General features: G+C 33.6%; 19 protein-coding genes and 1 pseudogene. 9 read left to right on the forward strand and 11 right to left on the reverse strand.

Translation table 11 applies throughout. The annotated features are described in order from the left end of the window. The first annotated feature begins 220 nt into the window (after window positions 1-220). The gene (locus Q0800_RS01945) at window positions 221-1,075 is read left to right on the forward strand and encodes a hypothetical protein (RefSeq protein WP_299127139.1); all 855 of its coding nucleotides are present in this window, start codon (window positions 221-223) and stop codon (window positions 1,073-1,075) included. 401 nt (window positions 1,076-1,476) lie between these two features. Here Q0800_RS01945 and Q0800_RS01950 read toward each other — a convergent pair whose 3' ends face one another. The 3 genes from Q0800_RS01950 to Q0800_RS01960 form a co-directional block, all read right to left on the reverse strand. Further along, complete coding sequence (locus Q0800_RS01950) at window positions 1,477-2,754, reverse strand: cell surface protein (RefSeq protein ID WP_299127140.1); 1,278 nt, start codon at window positions 2,752-2,754, stop codon at window positions 1,477-1,479. A gap of 77 nt (window positions 2,755-2,831) precedes the next feature. Then, window positions 2,832-3,413 carry a DUF4331 family protein gene (locus Q0800_RS01955; RefSeq protein WP_299127142.1) on the reverse strand — a complete coding sequence of 194 codons (582 nt, stop codon included), beginning with the start codon at window positions 3,411-3,413 and terminating at the stop codon, window positions 2,832-2,834. Window positions 3,414-3,444: 31 nt separating this feature from the next. Continuing rightward, a complete protein-coding gene (locus tag Q0800_RS01960; protein WP_299127143.1) occupies window positions 3,445-4,098 on the reverse strand; it encodes a DUF4331 family protein in 654 nt (217 codons plus the stop codon). A gap of 142 nt (window positions 4,099-4,240) precedes the next feature. Here Q0800_RS01960 and Q0800_RS01965 point away from each other — a divergent pair, with 142 nt between their 5' ends. Continuing rightward, window positions 4,241-5,413: an LETM1-related biofilm-associated protein gene (locus tag Q0800_RS01965; protein WP_299127144.1), complete on the forward strand. Its 1,173-nt coding sequence runs from the start codon at window positions 4,241-4,243 to the stop codon at window positions 5,411-5,413. A gap of 32 nt (window positions 5,414-5,445) precedes the next feature. Here Q0800_RS01965 and Q0800_RS01970 read toward each other — a convergent pair whose 3' ends face one another. The 6 genes from Q0800_RS01970 to Q0800_RS01995 form a co-directional block, all read right to left on the reverse strand. Beyond that, window positions 5,446-6,201 carry a LytTR family DNA-binding domain-containing protein gene (locus Q0800_RS01970; protein WP_299127146.1) on the reverse strand — a complete coding sequence of 252 codons (756 nt, stop codon included), beginning with the start codon at window positions 6,199-6,201 and terminating at the stop codon, window positions 5,446-5,448. Between the two features lie 158 nt (window positions 6,202-6,359). Beyond that, window positions 6,360-6,698, reverse strand: a complete 339-nt coding sequence (locus Q0800_RS01975) for a 2TM domain-containing protein (protein ID WP_299127147.1) — start codon at window positions 6,696-6,698, stop codon at window positions 6,360-6,362. 6 nt (window positions 6,699-6,704) lie between these two features. Further along, entirely contained in the window at window positions 6,705-7,016 is a 312-nt protein-coding gene (locus tag Q0800_RS01980; RefSeq protein ID WP_299127149.1) for a 2TM domain-containing protein, read from the reverse strand. 11 nt (window positions 7,017-7,027) lie between these two features. Then, on the reverse strand, window positions 7,028-8,380 hold the full coding sequence (locus Q0800_RS01985; RefSeq protein ID WP_299127150.1) for a histidine kinase: 1,353 nt from the start codon (window positions 8,378-8,380) through the stop codon (window positions 7,028-7,030). An 8-nt stretch (window positions 8,381-8,388) separates the two neighbouring features. Continuing rightward, the gene (locus Q0800_RS01990; RefSeq protein ID WP_299127152.1) at window positions 8,389-9,009 is read right to left on the reverse strand and encodes a hypothetical protein; all 621 of its coding nucleotides are present in this window, start codon (window positions 9,007-9,009) and stop codon (window positions 8,389-8,391) included. 11 nt (window positions 9,010-9,020) lie between these two features. Continuing rightward, window positions 9,021-9,443 (reverse strand): DUF2141 domain-containing protein, encoded by a 423-nt coding sequence (locus Q0800_RS01995; protein WP_299127153.1) that lies wholly within the window; start codon window positions 9,441-9,443, stop codon window positions 9,021-9,023. 185 nt (window positions 9,444-9,628) lie between these two features. Between Q0800_RS01995 and Q0800_RS02000 the strand changes: the two genes are divergently transcribed. After that, window positions 9,629-11,434 (forward strand): serine hydrolase, encoded by a 1,806-nt coding sequence (locus Q0800_RS02000; RefSeq protein ID WP_299127154.1) that lies wholly within the window; start codon window positions 9,629-9,631, stop codon window positions 11,432-11,434. A 205-nt stretch (window positions 11,435-11,639) separates the two neighbouring features. Continuing rightward, window positions 11,640-11,876: pseudogene (locus Q0800_RS02005) on the forward strand (serine hydrolase); the annotation flags it as partial. A gap of 906 nt (window positions 11,877-12,782) precedes the next feature. Here the strand turns inward: Q0800_RS02005 and Q0800_RS02010 are convergent. Next, window positions 12,783-13,202 (reverse strand): nucleoside-diphosphate kinase, encoded by a 420-nt coding sequence (locus Q0800_RS02010; protein ID WP_299127155.1) that lies wholly within the window; start codon window positions 13,200-13,202, stop codon window positions 12,783-12,785. 219 nt (window positions 13,203-13,421) lie between these two features. On the opposite strand from Q0800_RS02010, the gene Q0800_RS02015 reads away from it, so the two are divergent. Genes Q0800_RS02015 through Q0800_RS02025 form a run of 3 tightly spaced genes read left to right on the forward strand, consistent with a single transcriptional unit; the run spans window position 13,422 to window position 16,183 of the window. Then, the gene (locus Q0800_RS02015; protein ID WP_299127156.1) at window positions 13,422-14,444 is read left to right on the forward strand and encodes a bifunctional oligoribonuclease/PAP phosphatase NrnA; all 1,023 of its coding nucleotides are present in this window, start codon (window positions 13,422-13,424) and stop codon (window positions 14,442-14,444) included. Window positions 14,445-14,454: 10 nt separating this feature from the next. Beyond that, entirely contained in the window at window positions 14,455-14,988 is a 534-nt protein-coding gene (gldI, locus tag Q0800_RS02020) for a gliding motility-associated peptidyl-prolyl isomerase GldI (protein WP_299127157.1), read from the forward strand. After that, window positions 14,981-16,183, forward strand: coding sequence for a peptidylprolyl isomerase (locus tag Q0800_RS02025; RefSeq protein WP_299127158.1), 1,203 nt, complete (start codon window positions 14,981-14,983; stop codon window positions 16,181-16,183). The genes gldI and Q0800_RS02025 overlap by 8 nt, the downstream gene beginning before the upstream one ends. A gap of 111 nt (window positions 16,184-16,294) precedes the next feature. Here Q0800_RS02025 and Q0800_RS02030 read toward each other — a convergent pair whose 3' ends face one another. Continuing rightward, the gene (locus Q0800_RS02030; RefSeq protein ID WP_299127159.1) at window positions 16,295-17,755 is read right to left on the reverse strand and encodes an aminoacyl-histidine dipeptidase; all 1,461 of its coding nucleotides are present in this window, start codon (window positions 17,753-17,755) and stop codon (window positions 16,295-16,297) included. 219 nt (window positions 17,756-17,974) lie between these two features. Here Q0800_RS02030 and Q0800_RS02035 point away from each other — a divergent pair, with 219 nt between their 5' ends. Together Q0800_RS02035 and Q0800_RS02040 are read left to right on the forward strand one after the other, a co-directional pair. Beyond that, window positions 17,975-19,042 carry a DUF3810 domain-containing protein gene (locus Q0800_RS02035; protein ID WP_299127160.1) on the forward strand — a complete coding sequence of 356 codons (1,068 nt, stop codon included), beginning with the start codon at window positions 17,975-17,977 and terminating at the stop codon, window positions 19,040-19,042. A gap of 79 nt (window positions 19,043-19,121) precedes the next feature. Continuing rightward, the gene (locus Q0800_RS02040) at window positions 19,122-22,112 is read left to right on the forward strand and encodes an amidohydrolase family protein (RefSeq protein ID WP_299127161.1); all 2,991 of its coding nucleotides are present in this window, start codon (window positions 19,122-19,124) and stop codon (window positions 22,110-22,112) included. Window positions 22,113-22,124: the final 12 nt, after the last annotated feature.

Genomic DNA, 22,124 nt, shown 5'->3' on the forward strand with positions numbered 1-22,124 from the left:
CGACACTTTTACCATTGTCGAACTCTTTTAAAATCTTTGCAATCTGTTGCGGTGAAAATTTACTTCTTCTCATAATTACTGTTTAAAGTTAAAACTATTTTTATACTTTTAAACAGTTCGGTTTTAAGGGAAGCTTACATAAGCATTATCAGTTTATAATTATTTACTAACTTTAATGCTCAAAAGCACAATATTTTAAACTGAGCAAAGCAGGTAAAAGATGAATAGATTATTAATTATTACGTTTTTAATACTTCTATGCTATTCTTGCGGAATTAAACATGAGATAAAAAAGGAATCTAAACATCACCAATTTGCTTATAACAAAGATCTTTTACTGTTAAATTATGATTGTAAAACAGATGCGGATGACCTTCATACAATCGCTGCATTTGCATCGCTTGTAAGACTTCCAAATTATTCAAAAATAAATTATTATGCCGTTGCAGGAAGTTATGGTATTCAAAAAGGGGAATATATTCCAGCGAACTCATTATTTAAACTGGTATTTAATGACCGTTGGAGCGATGCACATACAAACTACGAAAATGCTATAAATGAGGTTTATAACAAAGCGATTAAAACCCTCAACAATGGCGGAAATATATGGATCGCAGAAGCAGGTCAGTCAGATTTTTCTGCTAGTTTAGTAAAAAAGATTCAGAATAATACCAACCAATTAAATACAAAGAACAGAGTTTTCATAGTTCAGCATAGCGACTGGAATGAACAAATGACTAGAGCAGAAAATCTAGCATTCGTAAAGAAGCATTGTAATTATCAAAAAATACCAGACGGCAATAAAGCAAATAACGGAAGTCCAGGATATGCAACGTCTAACCCTATTGATTGGGAAAACATTTTAGATGATAAAGAAATACTTTCAATTTGGACCTTAGCCACTACGCTTGCTAATACCTATAATGGTGTGCAAAATAGATATCTTAATAAAACAATTAAAGCTGGTGGATTAGATTTTTCAGACTTTAGTGAAGTTCACCATATATTAAACTTAGAAGAACTAAATACTTGTTCAGCGTTTTTCAAATTTATTCAAAACGAAAATCGACCATAAAAACGAGTATGTAATGATAAAACTTAAAATGCCTAGTACAAAATACATACCTTATAAATAGGCTTTTATTTCTTTACTCTGAATACCTTTTTGATTTAAATAGGACCTCTATTAAACACAGAGGGAAATGGAAAACAGTAAGCTTTACCTATAGTTATCTAAAAAAACACCCAAGTTATAACTTGGGTGTTTAACTAACAAAAATCTCAAAATCCAAATAATTTGTACTGGTTTTTAAACCAGATCTAGCTTAAACTAGAATTCATCTTTTTGCTAGCAACCAATCAACTTAACCTAATTTGCTTCCCCACAAATTAAGTATCGTTAATATTTATATAATTAGTCTTTTGTTTACTTAGTTATAATGCGCCTAAGAAACTAAAAGGTTATTATTGTTTGTTTTATAATTGCTTAATTTTAGATGCCATAGTCGGACCTAATTCATATATACTGGCAATAAGTTCGGTTTTTAAGTCATAAATCTTATCTGTTTTACCAACAGCCTTATATATTTCTGCTATGTGATACAGCACTTCAGGCTCAGATGTTTGTCCATCAACATAAGTTTCAACTATAGCATTTGCCTTCTTTATATCACCAGTTTTAAAATAACTCCATGCCAGCAAGTCATAAGACTGAGGTGTAGGTCTATTTGCAACTTCTTTCTCAGCAATCTTTATGGCTAAGTTTGTTAATTCAAAATCTTCAGTATATAGCATTACATTGTATTTATTGTACATATCACCATAAGACGGGTTACTTACTGCTTTTTTATAGTTATTTAAAGCTTTTGATTTTAATACAGTATTATTAGTATAATCTGCTATCTCTGCTCTTAATAAATCGTAATCTGGTGCATAGTAATAGGTTGAAATATGATCTAAAATATGAAGCGCCTCATCTGGCTTGTTTTCATAAGAATATAATATCCATGCTATACCCTTTTTTGCATAAGCATTATTAGCATCTAAGTCTAGTGCCTTTAAATAATGATTATACGATTTTTTTAGGTCACCTGCATGCCCATAAAAGTCGGCCAAATTAGTATAAGACCATTGTTTTAGGCTTTTAGAATTCATTGATTCTGCAATCCGTGTTGCTTTTTCCATTTGTTCTATAGCACCATCAAGATTACCTTTATGATCTTCCCATTTTGCCAATCTAATGAGATAATCAAAATCTGAAGTGTTCCTAATATCATTTAAATAAGACTCAGCCGCTAAATAATTACCTAGCTCTAAATGTACATCAAAAAGCATTTTCTTTGTGCCATTAAGCTTTTCGCCATTAGCCTCTGCCTCTTTCAATAATTCTAATGCTTCTATAAAACGGTGTTGGGAAATATAATTGGTGGCTAAACCCTTAAGAAATGACGGGAATTTTCTCCCTGTTATAGCTATTGCAGCTTTTAAATCATTTTCAGCTTTTATTAAATAGGATATGTCGCCCGTTGCATTAAACAATCTCGTGTAAACACTGGCTCTTTTTGCCATTTGTGTAAACTGGTTTGGAATGGCTTCAATCTTGTTAGAAAGTATTTCTGTTTGCGTAGATAGGTCTGTAATATCTAATTTTGTTGTGATAAAATTAGTATAGTCTTTTTTGTCTGTTACCTCATTAGAATTGCAACTAAAAAATAGAACTAAAATAATTAAGGGAAGTATGTTATTAAGTCTCATGGTTTTTGAAATTAGGATTAATAAAACCTGAAGTAGAGTTACTTACCCTACCTCAGGGTATTATTTATTTAAGTAGCCTACCAAGGTGTAGCTAGATAAGGAAATGATGATAAGAATGGTTTATCATTAGCATCTACATTATCATTTGATAATCCTGGAAATTCTGGGTTAGTAAGTCCTTCCTCACCTCCAAAGATTAATATTAATTCTACCGTAATAACATCGTCTGTTAAAGCTCTACCTGATAAAGTATTATTAGGGTCACCATCAAAGAATGTAGTTGTACCGTCTAGAGATACGTTTAATACATCCGTTGCTAATAGCCCTGTAAAAGTAGCTGAGTCTAAACCTAGTGCGTTTGTATCACCAGGGTTAGCATAAGCCGGACTTAACGCTTCTAAATTAGTTTGAAACATGGCTTGGAAACTAGCACTTTGGTTAGACGGTATTGTAGTATTGAAAGCATTTTTCATTGCACCAGAAACAAAAACAGTATTAATTGCTGGCCTTCCCATTTGATCTTGTTGTACGTAAGTACCAGAAAAATCTGGACCTGTCATCATTGCATCTCCTCCGTTATCATCGTCATCACTACAGTTATATACTGTTAATGATACTAACACTGCTAACGCAATAGCTTTTATATTATTAAATTTCATATCTTTTATTTTAAATTATTAAAAATTGTAATTATTGCTTTCTTTTAGATTCTACCCAAGTATTGATTGTACCAGAACCACCAATAAGTGATTTAGGAACCTCAACAACTACAGACAACACATTGGTACCCGCAAAAGTATCTGTCCCTGGATTTGCAAATTCAGTTTCCGTACCACCAATAATGGCTCCATAACGGTTAAAATCCATAAAGAAAGGATCGTCTCTAGGACCTGCAAAGGCCATAATTCCGTTAGAAGACGCTACAATAGCATCTTGTCCATAAGGTGTTATATCTACAGTTACTTGGTTGTTAGCATCAGTGGCAATAGTACTGTTTAAGCCTGTTTGAGAAGGTACTACCGGACCGAATATATACATTTGCCCATCTCTGGCAACAGCTTGTATAACCAAGTCTTCTACATTATCGCCTGTATTATCGATATTAAACTCAATAATTACATCCTCGTCAAAAGCTGCGGCACCAGTATCACCTGGCATTAGCAATCCTTGCACACTAGCCACAAAAGCAATGTTAGACGTGTTTTCACCTTGAAAGGCAAAATAATCTGTGATATCACTTGTACCACCAGTAACCGCAGGGGCATCAATATGATCGGCTGCGATAGCAACAAACGTTGCAACCCCTAAGATTGCTGTTGCAATTAAAATTCTTGTTTTTTTCATAATTTGAGATTTTGTTAATTATTGTTGTCTCTTTTATGCATACGAGAAAATGGACAAGGAGGTTTTGTTAAATATTTGTTAATCAAAAAAATTAGGCTTCTTTAGAATTTAAAATTAACTTTACATCACTAATTTTTTTGCTATGAATCCATCAGCTAGCGGCTGGATAAAAAAACTACGTGTTGAAGTTGCAGACGTTTCTTATTCTGACATTGATTTGACCGAGTTTTACAATAGATTAAAGCAAACAGGATTTATCTATGGTAGCAACGTTAAATTAATCTTTAACATTGCTGAACCCTTTAATTTTACTCAAGAGGAACGCTGTAAAATTAATTTACTGCTCTCTTTTAATTTTATTTATAAAAAGGAAAATACGACTGTGGATTTCACAGATCATCTTATACGTTACTATAAAGCTATAAGTAACCAAAAGCGTTCGTTTTTTGAAGAACTTTTTGGTGATAAATCACCAGAGAGTCTGCTAGAAAAAATGATACACAAGCGCATTCATATAGACGATAATTTTATTTCGAAAAACTTCAGTTATTTTCTTATAAATGCGTTATTGTTTGTCGATATTTTGGGCTTTCAGCAATTTTTAAAGTACGAAACAAATATTAAAGCTTACGTAAACGATTTGGAGTCTGCTTTAGAAACTATTGTGTTTTCCGTCATTGATACAAAATCTGAAAAAACAGAATATGACCACAACCTTTTGCGCTTGTTTAGTGAATCTGTTCGTCAAAAAAATTCAGAATTACCAACATATAAGAATGCTGTAAAATTTATTCGTCAACCTTTAGAAAAACTATACATTATAGATTTAGTATGTATGGCATCTTGGAGTGATAAGGTTATTGATAACGAAGAACGCGACTTTTTAAACCAACTTAAAAAAGACCTAGCTCTAAAGCATGAAAATATTATAAAATCTGTTGATGATATTAATGTATTTTACGACGCTTACAAAGATCAAGTTGCTTTTTTACAATCCAAAAATCTTGCGCAGAGTTTTTATGATAATAGTAGTAAAGTGGTCTCTAAGTTAATTACTAGAAATAGTAAGCGACTGATAATAGAATTATCTGAAAGCAAAGAAGCCATGGCGCTCTTAGCCGAATCTACCCAACGTAATCTTACCGAAGAAGAACAGAAAAAAATTCAATCACAACTCTTAGATATTTTTAAATCTATACCAAGTTTAGCTATTTTTATGCTACCTGGCGGTATGCTATTATTGCCTTTATTTGTAAAGTTTATTCCAAAGTTATTGCCTTCTGCTTTTGATGATAACCGTATTGAAGATAAATAATACAATACTGGTGTTTTAGAAATACACCATAATTATTCTAACCAATTTTTAAAATCCTTTACACGTTCTCTAGCGACAATAACGTCTTGCTCTTTGTAATGTTTTAACTTAATTTGAAGTCTAGAATTAGTGTAACTTATAATATCTTTTATGGCATTTATATTGACATAGAATTTTCTGCTTACCCTAAAAAAGACATGAGGTTCTAGTTCTTCTTCGAGTTGATCTAAGGTCATATCTAAAAGATAATTTCTACCCTCAACCGTATGTGCATAAGTTCCTTTATTTTCACTGTAAATACATTCTATATCTTCAATATTAACCAACTTTAGATGCTGCCCTACTTTTACTGAAAAGCGCTTTTTATACTCGCGCTCAATGGGGTTTACTAATAGTTTTTTTATATCATTAAAATCTAAAGTTACCGATTGTTTTTTTGGTGTTCTTACCTTAAATTTTTCTACTGCTATTTTTAAATCATCTTCATCTATGGGCTTTAATAAATAATCTATACTGTTTAATTTAAAAGCCTGTAGTGCATACTCATCATAAGCCGTTGTAAATATTACAGCAGACTTAATCTCAATAGCTTCAAAGATTTCGAAAGATAATCCGTCACTTAACTGTATGTCCAAAAAAATTAAACCTGGATGTTCGTTATTTTGAAACCAATTTATAGATTCTTCAACCGAATGTAACATCGTTTCTGCATTAACATCTATTGCTTTTAGCATGCGCTGCAGTCGTCTTGCTGATGGTTTTTCGTCTTCAATTATAATAACATTCATAAATCCTCTTAATATTTTGGTTAGCCTATTTTTTTATTTTATTCAATTTTACAGATAAGTCTAATAATTAACGATCTTCAATAGTCTATTATCTATTATCTAACGTCTTAAGTCTATCATCTAACGTCTTAAATCTATCGTCTAAATTCTATCACAAACTACTCCCAGTTTTGGCGTTCCTTATCCATAAATTCTTCAACTTTTCGCTTTTCCCAATCCTTACCAAAAAAGACATCTGTGCCAAAAACACCTAAGAAATGAAACAGTAGACCTATGCCCCAAAATGTGGCGGTAGCATAAGGTCCAAAACCTTGAAAACCAGCATTAACTCCAATTATAATAATGAGAAAAACATTTACAACCACATAAACTGCAAAATGCCAATAAAAACCAATTAGTGCATTCACTTTCTTTTTTGCACGCCTGTAGGCTTCTTCTTTTCTAAAATCTGAAACCTCCTCATTATTCTTATAAGGTTCTATACTATACTTTTCCATAGACGTCTATTTTGAGTTGTTTGATAATTCTTTGTTCATATATTCTTTAATTTTTCGCTCTTCCCAATCTTGCCCATATTTAAAGGTTAAAAAATGTAATATTAAAAAGACTCCCCAAATTGTCCATGAGCTTAGTACATCTATACTTGTTAATTTATCAGTGAAGGTTGACCAATTTTCAACATTACCCCATACCTTAATTATAGTAATAACCGTATTTACAAGTACATATATTATTAAATGCGAGTAGAAGCCTTTTTCTTTTTCTACTTTATTTTTTGCTCTTATATATTTTAAATTAAATTTTTTAGTTTCCATATTAACTCTTATTAATTATAACGATTACGTTCTTCATCTCTACGCATATATTCTTCGATTTTTTTCTTTTCCCAATTGATACCAAAGGCACCATTATCTACAAAAACACGATAGGCTTGTATAACTAAACTTAAGCCCCAACCTAAAATCGGAAACCAAAACCATTGTATGGTGTACCTGGAGTATTGATACCAAATAAATATTAAAAAAGGAATAACTAAACAGTAAGATATTAAACTATAATAAAACGCCTTTAATTCCTCTACACGATTACGTGCTCTCATATAATCATCATTAAGACGCGAAGATGATTTTTGTAATGATCTCATAATTGACACTTGTTTTGTAAGCATAGGAATTGCTACTGCAAAATCCTTATCGCTTTCATTTATGTACACTTTTCGTTCTGTAAGCAGATTATAGCGTTGTTTTATATTCTCTAAGCCTACACCACTACTTTTCTTTACTATTTGTTTGGGTTGAAGGTTATTCATCACTACTAAATGATTTCCATCTTCATATATTTTAATATGTAAAGGCCGACTAGAGGTTACTGTATTATGCTTAACTGCGTTTTCTAGTAAAAGCTGCAAAGACAATGGCACTACCTTGGCTTCTGGATTTGAAGCTTTATCAGGAATCTCAAAAATAATACTATCCTCAAAGCGCATTTTTAAAAGTAACATGTAGGTTCTTGCAAAATTGAGCTCTTCGTCTACCGTTATAAGTTCTTTACTCTTTTGCTCAAGCACATAACGATATACCTTAGATAAAGACGTTGTAAACTTTTGTGCACTATTAGGGTTTTCTTCAATTAGACTTGTTAATACATTTAAACTATTGAAGAGAAAATGAGGATCTAACTGGTTTTTTAATGCATCAAACTTTGCGCTTGCCGCACCTGCAATAACTTTTTGTTCTTTTATCTTATTTTTCTGCGCTCTATTATAGAAATAAATGATTTGAGCGACTGCAACAACGGAAATTGTAATCCACAGCGCAAATTGATAATTCGCAATATTTTCATTCTTAATAAACTCTGTAATTGTCTTTCCTTCTAAAGTAGTTTTAACTAGCATATTTAAAAGAAACATACATATTAGAGTAATGACAACGGAACCCACAAAACCTACAATTACTCTTTTTAGTTCTTGTCGCTCTTTCCAAGTGCGCGTGTCTAAAAAATCGAAAAACCAAAAATTAGACAAACTAATCACAAAGGAATATAATTGATAATTTAAAAAACTAACTAATCCTTGGTTAAAACTATCGTACTTAAAACCTCCGTTAAACGAACTGTCTAAAACAAATAGCGTAACTCCTATAAAAAAGGCAACAAGTATATTTTTAGTTAGTTTTTTCATTTTTTAAATTATTTACAAGATTCTACGGCTTGTTTAGCACGCTCCTTTCCCCAATTAGGATGAAACTCACTCTTTGGTTTAAAGGTATCAAAAAGTTCTAATGCAGTTTCTAATTGTTTGCAAAACGGTGTGGTATCTTTACCAAAATACTTTGCACTACCCATGGCCCACTCTGTCTTACAGAATTCGGCTCTGGGATTATTAGGTTCTAACGCTGATGCTTTTTCATAAAGCTCTGCAATCTTAGCGGCATACTTCATACCATAGGTCATTCCATCAAAAGCTACCCAATTGGTATAAACTTGCGCCTGCATAATGATAAGCTCAGCATTGTTTTCGCTCTTTGCCATAGCAATATCTAAATGCGCTTGTGCTTTTTCTAACTGCGCTTTTAAAACGGTTTGGTCTTTCTCGTTCCAGCTTTTTAAACTGTTTATTTGAGCAATATAATAACTTGGTAGCCATTGGTTTTCTTCGGCTTTTGCTATACGCTCAAACATATTTTCGGCTTCATCCCATTTATCGGCTTCCCAAAGATTAAAAGCTTTGGTCATACCTTTTTCAAAATTAGTTTGCCCTTGCATAGTTGCTACAACTATAAACAAAGCAATTAGTAATACATTTTTCATCTTTTTAAATATTATAATGTAATTGTTAGTGTTTTGTGTTCTTTTAACTGAAATTTTGCATCATTCCATTTTGGTGGTCCCATAAAGCCAGTAGCATCATTAGAGCACCCATAATCTTCTTTAGGTATGCCAAGAAAATTAGTATCCATTTTACCGTTATCATTTTCGTCATGAAAAATAGACACTGCATAATTGCCTTTTGGTAAATCCTTAAAAGTTACGGTGCACCCTTTATTAGCAATTTCACTTTTAGCACCTTCAAAAGATTGGCTTAAAAAGTTTTTTTCGGCATTATAAACTGCAATAAACATTTTACCTTTATTAGTATCTGCATCTTTAATGGTTACCGTTAATTCATATACCTCTTGAGCCTCGCCTTGCAATACCATAGCAGCAAGAAAAAATAAAACACTAATTTTTGTTAGTATATTCATGATTTGATTAATTTTTTATTACACTACAAATATCTTTTACAATTTTAGATTATTAAAATACTTAATACTGAATTGTCATTTTCTACTGACGAATTGTAATATTAGAAAAATGATCATTAAAAAGACGTAACTTAGTTTATTGTTTTACTACTTATAAAGCATTAATCCATTTTAAACCAGCCAAAATGAATACTAATCTTTTAAACATTGCGCTTATCGTATTTGCCTTTTTTTCTTTTGCTCAAACAGACAAACGTCTTAAAGGCATTGAAAAACATTTTAATTCCGTTTTAGAAACTACAAAAGCACCCAGTTTTGCCATTGCTATTGTTGAAGGCGATAAGGTTGTATATGCCAAAGGCTTTGGGTATGCTAATTATGAAAATAAGATTACCGCAGATGCTAATACGCTTTATGCCATTGGCTCATCAACAAAAGCTTTTACCTCTGCTTTACTAGGTGTTTTAAGAGCTGATGACAAACTATCTTTTAACGATAGTCCTTTAAAACATGTACCTAAACTAAGATTTTATAATAATGAAATGAACAATACTGTTATTATTAAGGACTTGATGCGACATAGTACAGGCTTGCCAAGACACGATGGTGCTTGGTATTTTTTCCCAAGTCAAAATAAAGATTCTTTAGTAGCTCGCATACAATACCAAGAGCCTTTTACAGGTGTAAGACAACAATGGTACTACAATAACTTTGGATTTTTATTACAAGGTGTCATTACCGAGAAAATAACTGGCAAAACATGGGAAAAGAATATTGAAGATAAATTCTTTAAACCTTTAGGTATGAACCGTTCTAAAACAACAATAGAGGGCCTTAAAAGTAGCACAAATGCGGCTTTTGGCTATTCTTTAGACGAAAATAGAGCCCTTAAAAAAATGGACTCTTACGACATTGCAGGTATGTCACCAGCAGGCAGTATTAATAGTAGTGCTAATAACATGGCTAAATGGCTTAAGCTTTGGATCAATAATGGCAAATTTGGAGAGGAACAAATTATACCAGAAGATTATATAAAAGAAGCCATAAGCTCTCAAATGGTAGTTGCTGCTGGTTTACCAAACGAAGAATTACCTAATGTACACTATGCTAATTATGGCTATGGCTGGTTTTTACATTCTTATAAAGGCCATTATATGGTTGAGCACGGAGGTAATATTGACGGATTTACCGCAAGTGTTGCATTTTACCCAACAGACAAAGTAGGTATTGTAGTACTTACTAACCAAAACGGATCTGCCCTACCACGATTAATAAGAAATATTGCTGCAGACCATATACTCAAACTAGATAAAACAGAATGGGCAAAAAACCATAAAGAAGATATGGAAGCGGCACTAGAGACTCAAGAAAAGGTCAACGAAGATTCCGAATTATCTAATGTGAAAAATACCAGACCGTCACACTCTAAAATAGAATACACAGGCAAATACGAGAATAAAGGTTACGGTAAATTTGAAATAGTTTTAAAAAACGACAGTCTGTTCGCAACTCTTGATGGCGAGAAAAGTTATTTTAACCATTTTCACTATGATACTTTTGAGTTAATTGATTATTCCAAAAATAAGCCAGATACCACACAAATAGGTAAATCCTTAAAAGTAACTTTTACCACTAACATAGCTGGTGATATTGATTATCTTAAAACCAATATTGAACCAATGACGGAGGCTATTAAATTTAAGCGTACACCCAATACCATTGATGTAGACCAAGAAATTTTAGAGAAATATATTGGTAAATATGAACTCTACGGAACTGAAATTAAAATCTATATTAAAGAAGAAAATGTGCTTTACGCCTTTGTACCCGGCCAGCCAGAATATGAGCTTGTAGCCACTGCTGAGCATAAATATAACCTTAAAGTATTAGAGGGTTACAAAGTAGAATTTATGGAGACCAATGGCGAATTTAATGAGGTGAAATTTATACAACCTAACGGAACGTTTGTGGCCAAACGGAAGAAAGAGTAAGCTAAATTGTTTTGTGTTCTTAATTATGTTTAAACAAACCATAAGTAAAATGATTACAACCATTATTAATTGTTTAAAACCATAAGCTATCAAAATATAAATTTGTTTTATTTCTATGCTGTTCTTTGGTAATCTTCAGTAGTTGCCAAACCATTATAAACAAGGATATTGCGCCATCTGCTATTGTTGAAAATTCTTAGACGATGATCGAATACACTCTGTTTCTGTAGTCATAGTTATGAAGCACAGTAGCTATTTTTTTCACTATAGAGATAAAAATCCTGGTAAAAATAATCCGCCAACAGATGCCACACTTTATGCAATTACTTCGGTAAGCAAAACGTTTTTAGATGCCATAACAGCAAAAGCAATTATTGATGGTAAGCTTACTTTAAACCACATCATAAATAAATGTCTACCAAACAAATACTCAAACGGATGACTTTCTTTTTTAAATGATTCTTCATTATTAAAATTTATAAAGTTTTTAGATGCTTTTAACACACCACCTCGCATATTTGCTATTAAGGTAAAGTGCGGTATACTGTTTGCGTTTTTTCATCTAAAGTACCTAAGGTTTATACTATTTTACGAAATAATTATGCACCTTGGTATTTTCTTGTACTCAGGCATTTGCTTTTGGATGTGGATACTATTACTAATAACCGTACTTACGTTAGTATATCAAAAGAAAAAGCATATACAAGATATTTTTAATAGGATTTGGATCTTTATGGACCTCAGCAGGAAGATTAATATGGCACGACATGTCACTATCCTACACTTATCAAATAGAAGGGGAAACGGAAGATGGTAAAACCTACCATTTACCGCCTAACTTTTTTCATCCTACGATTATCAGTTTGCGCTTTGCGATTTTAAATATTTATTAGATCAACCAAGACTACCTATAGTCTGGGGAGCTACAGATAAAACAACGAGCAGTTATTTTAAGTCTGTAAGGTCTTTAGAAGCCATTTTTGAATATGAACGTAAAAAAGGCTTAACTCATAAAAATGAAGCTTCAAAACAGAAAATCAAAGCCGTTTTACCGACTATATAAAGGCTCCTGCGCTTTATTGGTTACAACTATACATCCACTCCCGTTTCAACAAAAAAATAAAACAAATTACTATGAACGAGTTAACCACGCACTATTGCCGAAATGATGGGTACAGAAAAATCCGTGATCTCAAGCTACTGCAAATAGCCATTGTTTAAATGACCTAAAAAGGTGAAAAAAACACCAAATTAAATGCTTTCCGCTATTTTAAAAATGCCTAAAAAAGGGAAGAACTTTAATTAAGTTCTTCCCTTTTTTATCAAAAACTCCAAAATAGGATCTTATCTAAAACATCTCTCTACCAGAAAAATGGAACGCACTTTCAATAGCAGCATTAGCATCACTATCACTACCGTGTACTGCATTTTCGCTAATAGAATCTGCAAACATTTTACGTATAGTACCTTCCGCAGCATCAGCAGGATTAGTAGCTCCAATCAATGTTCTAAAATCTTCAACTGCGTTTTCTTTTTCTAAAACTGCTGCAACAATAGGTCCACGTGTCATGTATTCTACCAACTCACCAAAAAATGGACGTTCTTTGTGTATACCGTAAAATTCTTCAGCATTAGCAGTAGTCATTTGCGTTAACTTCATCGCTACGATTCTAAAACCCGAAGCAGTAATTTTTTCTATAATTGCGCCAATGTGTCCTTTTTCAACAGCATCTGGCTTTAACATTGTAAATGTTCTGTTAGTTGCCATGTATATTTATTTAATTGAGGTGCAAAAGTAATGCATTTCTTTAATTTATCAAGTGCTTTTTTTGTCATTCCACATTTGAGATAGAATCCGCAATTTAACTGGTAAATAGTTTTGTTCCGTAGTTGATCTTTAGCGAATTCAAAAGGCAATAATAACAAGCTTCTTAAAATCATATTAAAACGTTTTTACAAATCTCTAAAAATCGTAAATTCGCTTCCTATGATTAAGACAGAAATAAAAGCATTAAAAGAATTACTAAACACACCTAAAAACATTGTGGTAGTCCCACATAAAAATCCAGACGGAGATGCTATGGGTTCAACATTAGGTCTATATCATTATTTAAAAACTTACAATCACAATATTACGGTTATAGCACCCAATGATTACCCAAAATTTTTAAAATGGTTACCTGGCAATGACGAGGTCTTAATCTTTGAAAATATACAAACAGAAAGCATCGCATTAATAGAAAATGCGGACCTAATATTTACGCTAGATTTTAATGCATTACACCGTTCGGGAGAAATGGGTGAACACTTAAAGATCGCATCCGCAACTAAGATTATGATAGACCATCATCAACAACCCGATGATTATGCCAAATACATGTACTCTGATGTAAGCATGTCTTCTACCTGCGAAATGGTGTTTAATTTTATAGAGCTTTTAGATGACAGCAATAAGATAGATACAAAAATAGCCACGTGCCTTTATACAGGGATTATGACCGATACAGGCTCTTTTCGTTTTCAATCAACCACAAGTAGAACCCATAATGTGGTTAGCCAACTTATATCTAAAGGTGCCAACAATGCTGAAATTCATAATAACGTATTAGATTGTAACAGCTATAGCCGACTACAACTTTTGGGCAAAGCACTGCAAAACCTTAAGGTTATCCCAGAATTATCAACAGCCTACATAACGTTATCTCAAGCAGAACTAGACGCATATAATTTTAATAAAGGAGATACTGAGGGTTTTGTTAATTATGGCTTATCACTAAACGGTATTGTATTTGCTGCTATTTTTATTGAAAGTAAGCATGAGGGCCTTATAAAGATATCACTTCGAAGTAAAGGTGAATTTTCAGTCAACGAATTTTCTAGAGCTCATTTTAATGGCGGTGGCCACACCAATGCAGCTGGAGGACGCAGTCACGAGGATTTAAAATCTACAGTTGATAAATTTATTAGTATATTACCAACGTATAAAAATGAATTGTCCCCAACACATTAGATTATTCAAAATGAGGAACCTACTATTATTATTCGCAATTTCGTTCGTTTGCTTCAACTGCAAATCGCCAGAGGCCAGAATTCCAGAATCAGCGCATTCTGGTTCTTTCTTAAAAGAATCTGCAGCGCGTAACAAAAAATTGAATGAAGAAGAACAACAACGTATTAAAGCTATTATAAAAACCAATCCAGACATAGATTATATCGCTTCTAAAAGTGGATTTTGGTATTATTATACTGTAAAAAGCGATAACCAATCCGTATTTGCAGGTTTTGGAGATGTTGTTAATTTTAAGTACAATATCTCAGACCTCAACGGTACAGAAATCTACAGCAGCACTCAGAGAACCTATATAATGGACAAACAAGAATTGTTTACAGGTCTTAGAGAAGGCTTAAAACTAATGAATCCTGGAGATCAAATAACCTTTATTTTCCCATCACAAAAAGCCTATGGCTACTATGGTGATGATAAAAAAATAGGAACAAATGTTCCTCTAATTTGTGACGTAACCTTAAATACAATAACTCAAGAAAATGATTAAAAAAACACTTACAGCCCTCGTTGTATTATTAGTATTAGTAAATATCTCATGCCAAGAAAACCATCCAAATTTAGAGGATGGGCTTTATGCAGAAATAGTAACTACTAAAGGTACTATGATTGCTAAATTACATTATGACAAAGTCCCTGTAACCGTAGCAAATTTTGTAGCTCTAGCTGAAGGCAATCATCCTATGGCAGAAGAGCAATATAAAGGTAAACCATTTTATGATGGTCTAACCTTTCATCGTGTCATGAATAATTTTATGATACAAGGTGGAGATCCCTTAGGAGATGGCCGAGGAACACCTGGTTACAGATTTGCAGCAGATTTTAGCGCAGAGCTAAAACACGACAAACCAGGTATTTTATCTATGGCTAATAGTGGTGGAATAAACACCAACGGCAGTCAATTTTTTATTACTGAGAGACCTTACCCAAGAGGTAATTTCTATGATGACAGCGGTAGTCTTAAACCCTGTGATCAAAGAGGAGTAAGCTGTCACTCGGTTTTTGGTGAGCTCGTTGAAGGGCTAGAGATTCAAGATTCTATTTCTAACGTAAAAGTAGAAGGACGAAATAAACCTGTAGACGATGTTTTAATTACTAAAGTTAACATAATCCGTAAAGGAAAAGATGCTAAATTCTTTGACGCACCAAAAGTATTTGAAGAAGAAATGCCTAAGGTTGAAGAGACTTTTAAAAGCATGAGAGAAGAAGACCAAAAGAAAGCCGAAGACTTGGCAAGACAAGCTAAAGCCGCATGGTTAAAGAAAAACGAATCCTTAGATGGAAGACGTATAGATTCACCAACTGGTATGGCTATGATCTTTACCAAAGAAGGTAATGGCACGCAGCCAAAAGCTTCGCAAAGTGTAAATATAGACTGTGCTGGCTATTTTGAAGATGGCACTTTATTTTGGACCACTTGGAAAGATGTGGCTGAAAAAAATGGCAAATACGATCAAAGACAAGACGATGCTGGTTATTATGCCCCATTTGCAATGCCATACAACGAAACTGCTACCCTTGTCGCAGGTTTTAGAGAGGCTATGTTAAATATGAAAATTGGAGACAAAGCCAGAGTATTTATACCTTACTACTTAGGCTATGGAGATCGTGGAAATCCACCAGTGATTCCACCAAAAAGCAACTTAGTTTTTGATATTGAATTAACTGGTATCGCTACGAAGTAGAAAGGCAAATATTACATATAAGCAGACCTGCAAGGTTTAAACAACCGTGTAGGTCTTTTTTTGATCTATAATCATACTTAGAGCATCAGATAGACCTTGTAAAATAATCTATCATTTCTTTGGAATGTGCTTCAAAATCTCTAAAACAAACTCCCAATATTTCTGTATAGAAGAAATCTGAGCCCGTTCATCTGGTGAGTGGGCTCCTCTTATATTTGGACCAAAACTAATCATATCCATATCTGGGTAATTTTGACCAAGAATACCACATTCTAAACCTGCATGGCAGGCTGCTACATGAGGCTTTTCACCATTATTTAAGCGCTCATAAATAGGCACCATAACTTTTAATATGTCTGAGTCCATATTTGGCGTCCAACCTGGATAATCACCTGAAAACTCTACGGTACAACCAGCAAGTTCAAAAGTTGCCTTTAGGGTATTAGCCATGTCCATTTTAGACGACTCTACAGAGCTTCGGGTTAAACACCCTATTTTTATAGCACCATCTTTAACAATAACACGAGCAACGTTATTAGACGTTTCTACCAAATCTGCAATATCAGCACTCATACGATACACTCCATTGTGTGCTGCGTAAAGTGCTTTTACAATTACGTCTTGTACGCTTGCTGGCATAACATGTTTTGGCATATCTGTTTGCTCAAATACAATCCGTAACTCTGGCTCCATAGTCTTTAGTTCTTTCTTAATAGTCTTAGACAAGGCCTCTAAAAGATTAAGAATAAGTGCTTTTTTATCCGATCTAAAAACAACAATAGCATTACTTTCTCTCGGTATGGCATTTCGCAAACTGCCACCATCAATTTCAGCTATTTTTAAATCTTCAATAACAGCAAATAGAAGTCGGTTCATAATTTTATTAGCATTACCTAAACCTTCATGTATTTGCATCCCAGAGTGTCCACCTTGTAAGCCTTTAACTTCAATTTTAAAGGCAGACTCACCTTCATTTGTAATTGGCTCTTGGGTATATGTACGCGTTGCTGTAACATCAATACCACCAGCACAACCGACTCCAATTTCGTCATCCTCTTCGGTATCTAAATTTAAAAGAATATCACCTTGTAACACACCACCTTTTAATCCCATTGCACCTGTCATACCTGTTTCCTCATCTATAGTAAATAAAGCTTCTAAACTAGGATGTGCTATGGTTTCACTTTCTAGAATTGCCATTATTGTAGCAACACCTAAACCATTATCAGCTCCCAACGTAGTTCCTTTGGCTTTCACCCAATCGCCTTCTACATACATCTCAATACCTTGAGTATCAAAATTAAAATCGGTATCATTATTCTTTTGATGAACCATGTCTAAATGCGATTGCATCACTACAGGTTTACGATCTTCCATACCTTTAGTTGCTGGCTTTCTTATAATTACATTACCAACTGCATCTTCAATAGTTTCTAAGCCTAAACGCTTACCAAAATCTTTCATAAATTTAATAACACGTTCTTCTTTTTTTGAAGGTCGCGGCACAGCATTTAAATCTGCGAATTTATTCCAAAGTACTTTAGGTTCTAGCTCTCTTATCTCTTCACTCATAGTTATGCCCACAAACGTGGGTATCTTTTAAATTAATACAATAGTCTTTTGGATTGTAAAATTACGAAAACACGATATATTAATAGGTCATACCGTCCCGAAGTTTCGGTAGATTCAGCATCTCATGCTATAATATTCTTTAAAAACGTAGATTTAACTTCACTCCAATTACACGCTACATAAAAACGAGGTATGCCAAGTTTTTTCTATTTTTGATTTATGCTGAAAAACAAAAAACTAGTCATCACATTATTTCTTAGTGTTCAGATTTTATTGATTTCAATTTTAAAAAATTATCCAGAATTTGTTGAACAATTTTACAGCAATGGTCTCTACCTTTTTATTTCTAAGTTAATGCGCTATGTCTTTGGTTGGCTACCCATTTCTATTGGTGACATTTTGTACACATTAGCTGGTATATATATAATTAGATGGTTAATTATTAATAGAAAACGCATAATTAAAGACACCAAAAATTGGTTGTTAGACGTTAGCGCTACCTTATCTATAGCCTATTTAGCATTTCATATGTTATGGGCATTAAACTATTATAGACAACCGCTTTACAAATCGTTACAACTTAAAGCAGACTACTCAACCGAACAGTTAATAGACTTTACCAAACGACTCGTAGAAACGTCTAATAAAATACACCAACAACTGGTTGTAAATGATACTATAAAAATAGAAATACCATATACTAAATCTGAAGTATTCTCAAAAGTAAAAACGGGTTATGATCATCTCGCTAAAACGTATCCGCAACTTAAATATAAGCCAGAAAGTATTAAGAATTCTATTTACAGTACACCTTTAACCTATATGGGCTTTGCAGGCTATTTTAACCCTTTTACTAATGAAGCACAGGTAGACGCACTTATACCTCGGTATAAATTTATCACAACGTCTTGCCACGAAGTGGCTCATCAATTAGGTTATGCCGCAGAAAATGAAGCTAATTTTATTGGTTGCTTAGCGGCAATTAGTAATGAAGATCTCTATTTTAAATACTCTGGATACACTTTTGGACTCCGTCATTGCCTAGTCGAATTATATAGAAGAGACCAAGACGTCTACGAAGATATACTGGCTACTATAAATAAAGGTATTCTTAAAAATTATGAAGACGTTGCACTATTTTGGAAATCTTATGAAAACCCTTTAGAACCAATTTTTGAAAAAACTTTTGACAATTTTCTAAAAGTTAATAACCAATCGGCAGGTATGAAAAGCTATAGTTACGTCGTAGCTCTATTGGTTAATTACTACAATAACAAACCTCTTTAAAACGTTAAATTAGTTTCTTAGGATTTCTCTTTTGTTGTTTATTCATTATCTTTAGAGGTACAAACAAATCAACTTATTTATGACGAAAACACTTCTTCAACTGCTCATTTTTATGTGCAGTTTTTCACTATTTGCTCAAGATTACTTTCCGAGTAATACAGGCGTTAAAGCAAACAACTCTAATTACACCGCATTTACCAATGCAACCATACATGTATCGCCAACAGAAACTCTAAATAATGCCACACTTTTAATAAAAGATGGCAAAGTTGTAAAAGTAGGAACAGCGATTAATATACCTAAAAATACTACTAAAATAGACCTTACTGGTAAACGTATTTACCCTTCTTTTATTGACCTCTACACAACCTTTGGCGTTAAAAAACCAGAACGCGGTGGCACTGGCCCACGTTATGGCGCAGGCCGCAGTGGTTTTTATTGGAACGACCACATTATGCCAGAACAAGATGTAATGGCAAGCTTTACATACGATAGTAAAACAGCTTCACAGATGCACCAACTTGGTTTTGGTGTTGTTAATACACATTTGCCAGATGGTATTGCACGAGGTACTGGTGCACTCATAGCATTAAATAATGATGCCGATAACTCTAAGCGTGTTATAGACGGTGAGACAACGCAACATTTTTCGTTTACTAAAAGTGTTACGTCTCGCCAAGCTTATCCATCCTCAATTATGGGAAGTATGGCATTGCTCAGACAAATGTATAACGACGCTAGTTGGTATGCCAATGATAACGCAGATACTAAAGATTTAGCACTAGAGGCTTTAAATGGGAATAAAAAATTATTACAAATTTTTGAAGCTGGCAGCAGAGCAAATTTAATGCGAGCAGACAAGGTTGGAGATGATTCTAACGTGCAATACACAATTGTAGGTGGTGGTGACGAATATGAACGTATTAACGAAGTTAAGCGTACAAATGCTACTATCATTTTACCAATTAATTTTAGACTCGCCTATGACGTTGATAATGCATTACTAGCGTCTACACTTTCGTTAAGCGATATGCGTGCGTGGAACCAAGAACCGCATAACCCAAGACTTTTAGCCGAGAATGCTATTAATTTTACACTAACAACCCACGGTTTAAAATCCAAAAAATCCTTTAAATCTAATTTAATGAAAGCCATAGAAAGTGGGCTTTCAAAACAAAAGGCTTTAGAAGCCTTAACTACTGTACCAGCTAAATTATTGGGTAAATCTGACGTATTAGGAACCTTAAAGTCTGGCAGTTATGCCAATTTCTTAATCACCTCTGGTGATGTTTTTGATAAAAAAACAACCTTGTTTGAAAATTGGGTTCAAGGCACACCACATACTATTAACGCTTTAAACGTTAGAGATATTGATGGTGATTATACTTTTAAACTCGCAGGTAACGACTACAAGCTTTCAATTTCAGGTAGCACGTCAAAACCTAATGCAAAAATAGAAAGTGGTACTAATAGCTTGGGAACTAAAATAAATTATGCAGACGACTGGGTTAATCTCACTTTTAAAACAGCCGATAGTTTAAAAAAAGAGTATATCCGTGTTGTTGCTAACACAGCAAGTGGTAATGGTCTTAACGGTAAAGCCATACTTCCTAACGGAAACGAGCTAACGTTTTACGCCAGTAAAACTCAAAACGTAGCTGATATCAAAATAATAGATAAAAACGATAAGCCCTCTAAAATTAATGATGTGTTTATGAGTCCGATTACCTATCCCAATCTAGCATTTGGTTTTAATACAAAACCACAGTCAGAAACCTTATTATTTAAAAATGCTACGGTTTGGACCAACGAAAGTGATGGTATTCTTGAAAACACAGACGTATTAATCAAAGATGGAAAGATTGCTAAAATTGGTAAAGACCTCTTTAGCAAAAATGCTACAGTAATTGATGCCACAGGAAAACACATTACTGCAGGTATTATAGACGAACACTCGCATATTGCAGCTGCATCTATTAATGAAGGTGGTCATAATTCTTCAGCAGAGGTAACAATTGAAGATGTTATCGACGATGAAGATATTGACATCTACCGTAATCTTGCTGGCGGAGTCACTTCAATTCAGATATTGCATGGCTCTGCTAATCCTATTGGTGGACGTTCAGCCATAATAAAACTAAAATGGGGAGAAGCTGCTGACGATTTGGTATATGCTAATTCTCCAAAGTTCATAAAGTTTGCTTTGGGCGAAAATGTGAAGCAATCGCGCTCTAGTAGGAATGAACGTTTCCCACAATCAAGGATGGGCGTAGAACAAGTATTTATGGATTACTTCACTAGAGCAAAAGCTTACAACGATGCAAAGAAAAGTGGTAAACCGTATCGTAAAGATGCCGAAATGGAGGTGTTAACCGAAATTTTAAATAAAGAACGCTTTATCTCTTGCCACTCTTATGTTCAAAGTGAAATTAATATGTTAATGAAGGTTGCTGAAAAATTCAATTTTAACATCAACACCTTCACCCATATTTTAGAAGGTTATAAAGTTGCTGATAAAATGAAAGATCATGGAGTTGGTGGTTCTACGTTTAGCGATTGGTGGGCTTATAAATATGAAGTGAATGATGCTATACCATACAACGCAGCCATTATGCATAATGCAGGAGTTGTTGTTGCTATAAATAGTGATGATGCAGAGATGTCTCGTCGTTTAAATCAAGAAGCAGCGAAATCTATCAAATATGGTGGCGTTAGTGAAGAAGATGCCTTAAAGTTTGTAACCTTAAATCCTGCAAAACTATTGCATTTAGACGACCGTGTTGGTAGTCTCAAGGTTGGTAAAGATGCAGATGTAGTTCTATGGTCTGACCATCCGCTATCAATTTATGCAAAAGCAGAAAAAACAATTATTGAAGGTGTTACCTATTTCGACATTGAAAAAGATAAACAAATGCGTGACTCCATTAAGAAAGAAAAAAGCGAGCTCGTGCGTCTAATGCTTCAAGATAAAAACAAGGGTCTAAAGACACAGCCCATTAAAAAGAAAGAAAAAGAGCTATTGCATTGCGATTCTATGGACAATGAACATTCAACTCATAATCACAACTAAAATTAAAATCAA

It is taken from the genome of uncultured Winogradskyella sp., assembly GCF_937958655.1.
Lineage (GTDB): Bacteria > Bacteroidota > Bacteroidia > Flavobacteriales > Flavobacteriaceae > Winogradskyella.

Bases quoted from the DNA above. Each gene is read 5' to 3' on its own strand.
- Q0800_RS01945 (WP_299127139.1), top strand. From the start codon at position 221: ATGAATAGATTATTAATTATTACGTTTTTAATACTTCTATGCTATTCT.
- Q0800_RS01990 (WP_299127152.1), bottom strand. From the start codon at position 9,009: ATGAAAAATGTATTACTAATTGCTTTGTTTATAGTTGTAGCAACTATG.
- gldI (WP_299127157.1), top strand. From the start codon at position 14,455: ATGAGGAACCTACTATTATTATTCGCAATTTCGTTCGTTTGCTTCAAC.
- Q0800_RS02000 (WP_299127154.1), top strand. From the start codon at position 9,629: ATGAATACTAATCTTTTAAACATTGCGCTTATCGTATTTGCCTTTTTT.
- Q0800_RS02030 (WP_299127159.1), bottom strand. From the start codon at position 17,755: ATGAGTGAAGAGATAAGAGAGCTAGAACCTAAAGTACTTTGGAATAAA.
- Q0800_RS01965 (WP_299127144.1), top strand. From the start codon at position 4,241: ATGAATCCATCAGCTAGCGGCTGGATAAAAAAACTACGTGTTGAAGTT.
- Q0800_RS02010 (WP_299127155.1), bottom strand. From the start codon at position 13,202: ATGGCAACTAACAGAACATTTACAATGTTAAAGCCAGATGCTGTTGAA.
- Q0800_RS02025 (WP_299127158.1), top strand. From the start codon at position 14,981: ATGATTAAAAAAACACTTACAGCCCTCGTTGTATTATTAGTATTAGTA.
- Q0800_RS01950 (WP_299127140.1), bottom strand. From the start codon at position 2,754: ATGAGACTTAATAACATACTTCCCTTAATTATTTTAGTTCTATTTTTT.
- Q0800_RS01970 (WP_299127146.1), bottom strand. From the start codon at position 6,201: ATGAATGTTATTATAATTGAAGACGAAAAACCATCAGCAAGACGACTG.
- Q0800_RS01985 (WP_299127150.1), bottom strand. From the start codon at position 8,380: ATGAAAAAACTAACTAAAAATATACTTGTTGCCTTTTTTATAGGAGTT.
- Q0800_RS02035 (WP_299127160.1), top strand. From the start codon at position 17,975: ATGCTGAAAAACAAAAAACTAGTCATCACATTATTTCTTAGTGTTCAG.
- Q0800_RS01980 (WP_299127149.1), bottom strand. From the start codon at position 7,016: ATGGAAACTAAAAAATTTAATTTAAAATATATAAGAGCAAAAAATAAA.
- Q0800_RS02040 (WP_299127161.1), top strand. From the start codon at position 19,122: ATGACGAAAACACTTCTTCAACTGCTCATTTTTATGTGCAGTTTTTCA.
- Q0800_RS01955 (WP_299127142.1), bottom strand. From the start codon at position 3,413: ATGAAATTTAATAATATAAAAGCTATTGCGTTAGCAGTGTTAGTATCA.
- Q0800_RS01960 (WP_299127143.1), bottom strand. From the start codon at position 4,098: ATGAAAAAAACAAGAATTTTAATTGCAACAGCAATCTTAGGGGTTGCA.
- Q0800_RS01995 (WP_299127153.1), bottom strand. From the start codon at position 9,443: ATGAATATACTAACAAAAATTAGTGTTTTATTTTTTCTTGCTGCTATG.
- Q0800_RS01975 (WP_299127147.1), bottom strand. From the start codon at position 6,698: ATGGAAAAGTATAGTATAGAACCTTATAAGAATAATGAGGAGGTTTCA.
- Q0800_RS02015 (WP_299127156.1), top strand. From the start codon at position 13,422: ATGATTAAGACAGAAATAAAAGCATTAAAAGAATTACTAAACACACCT.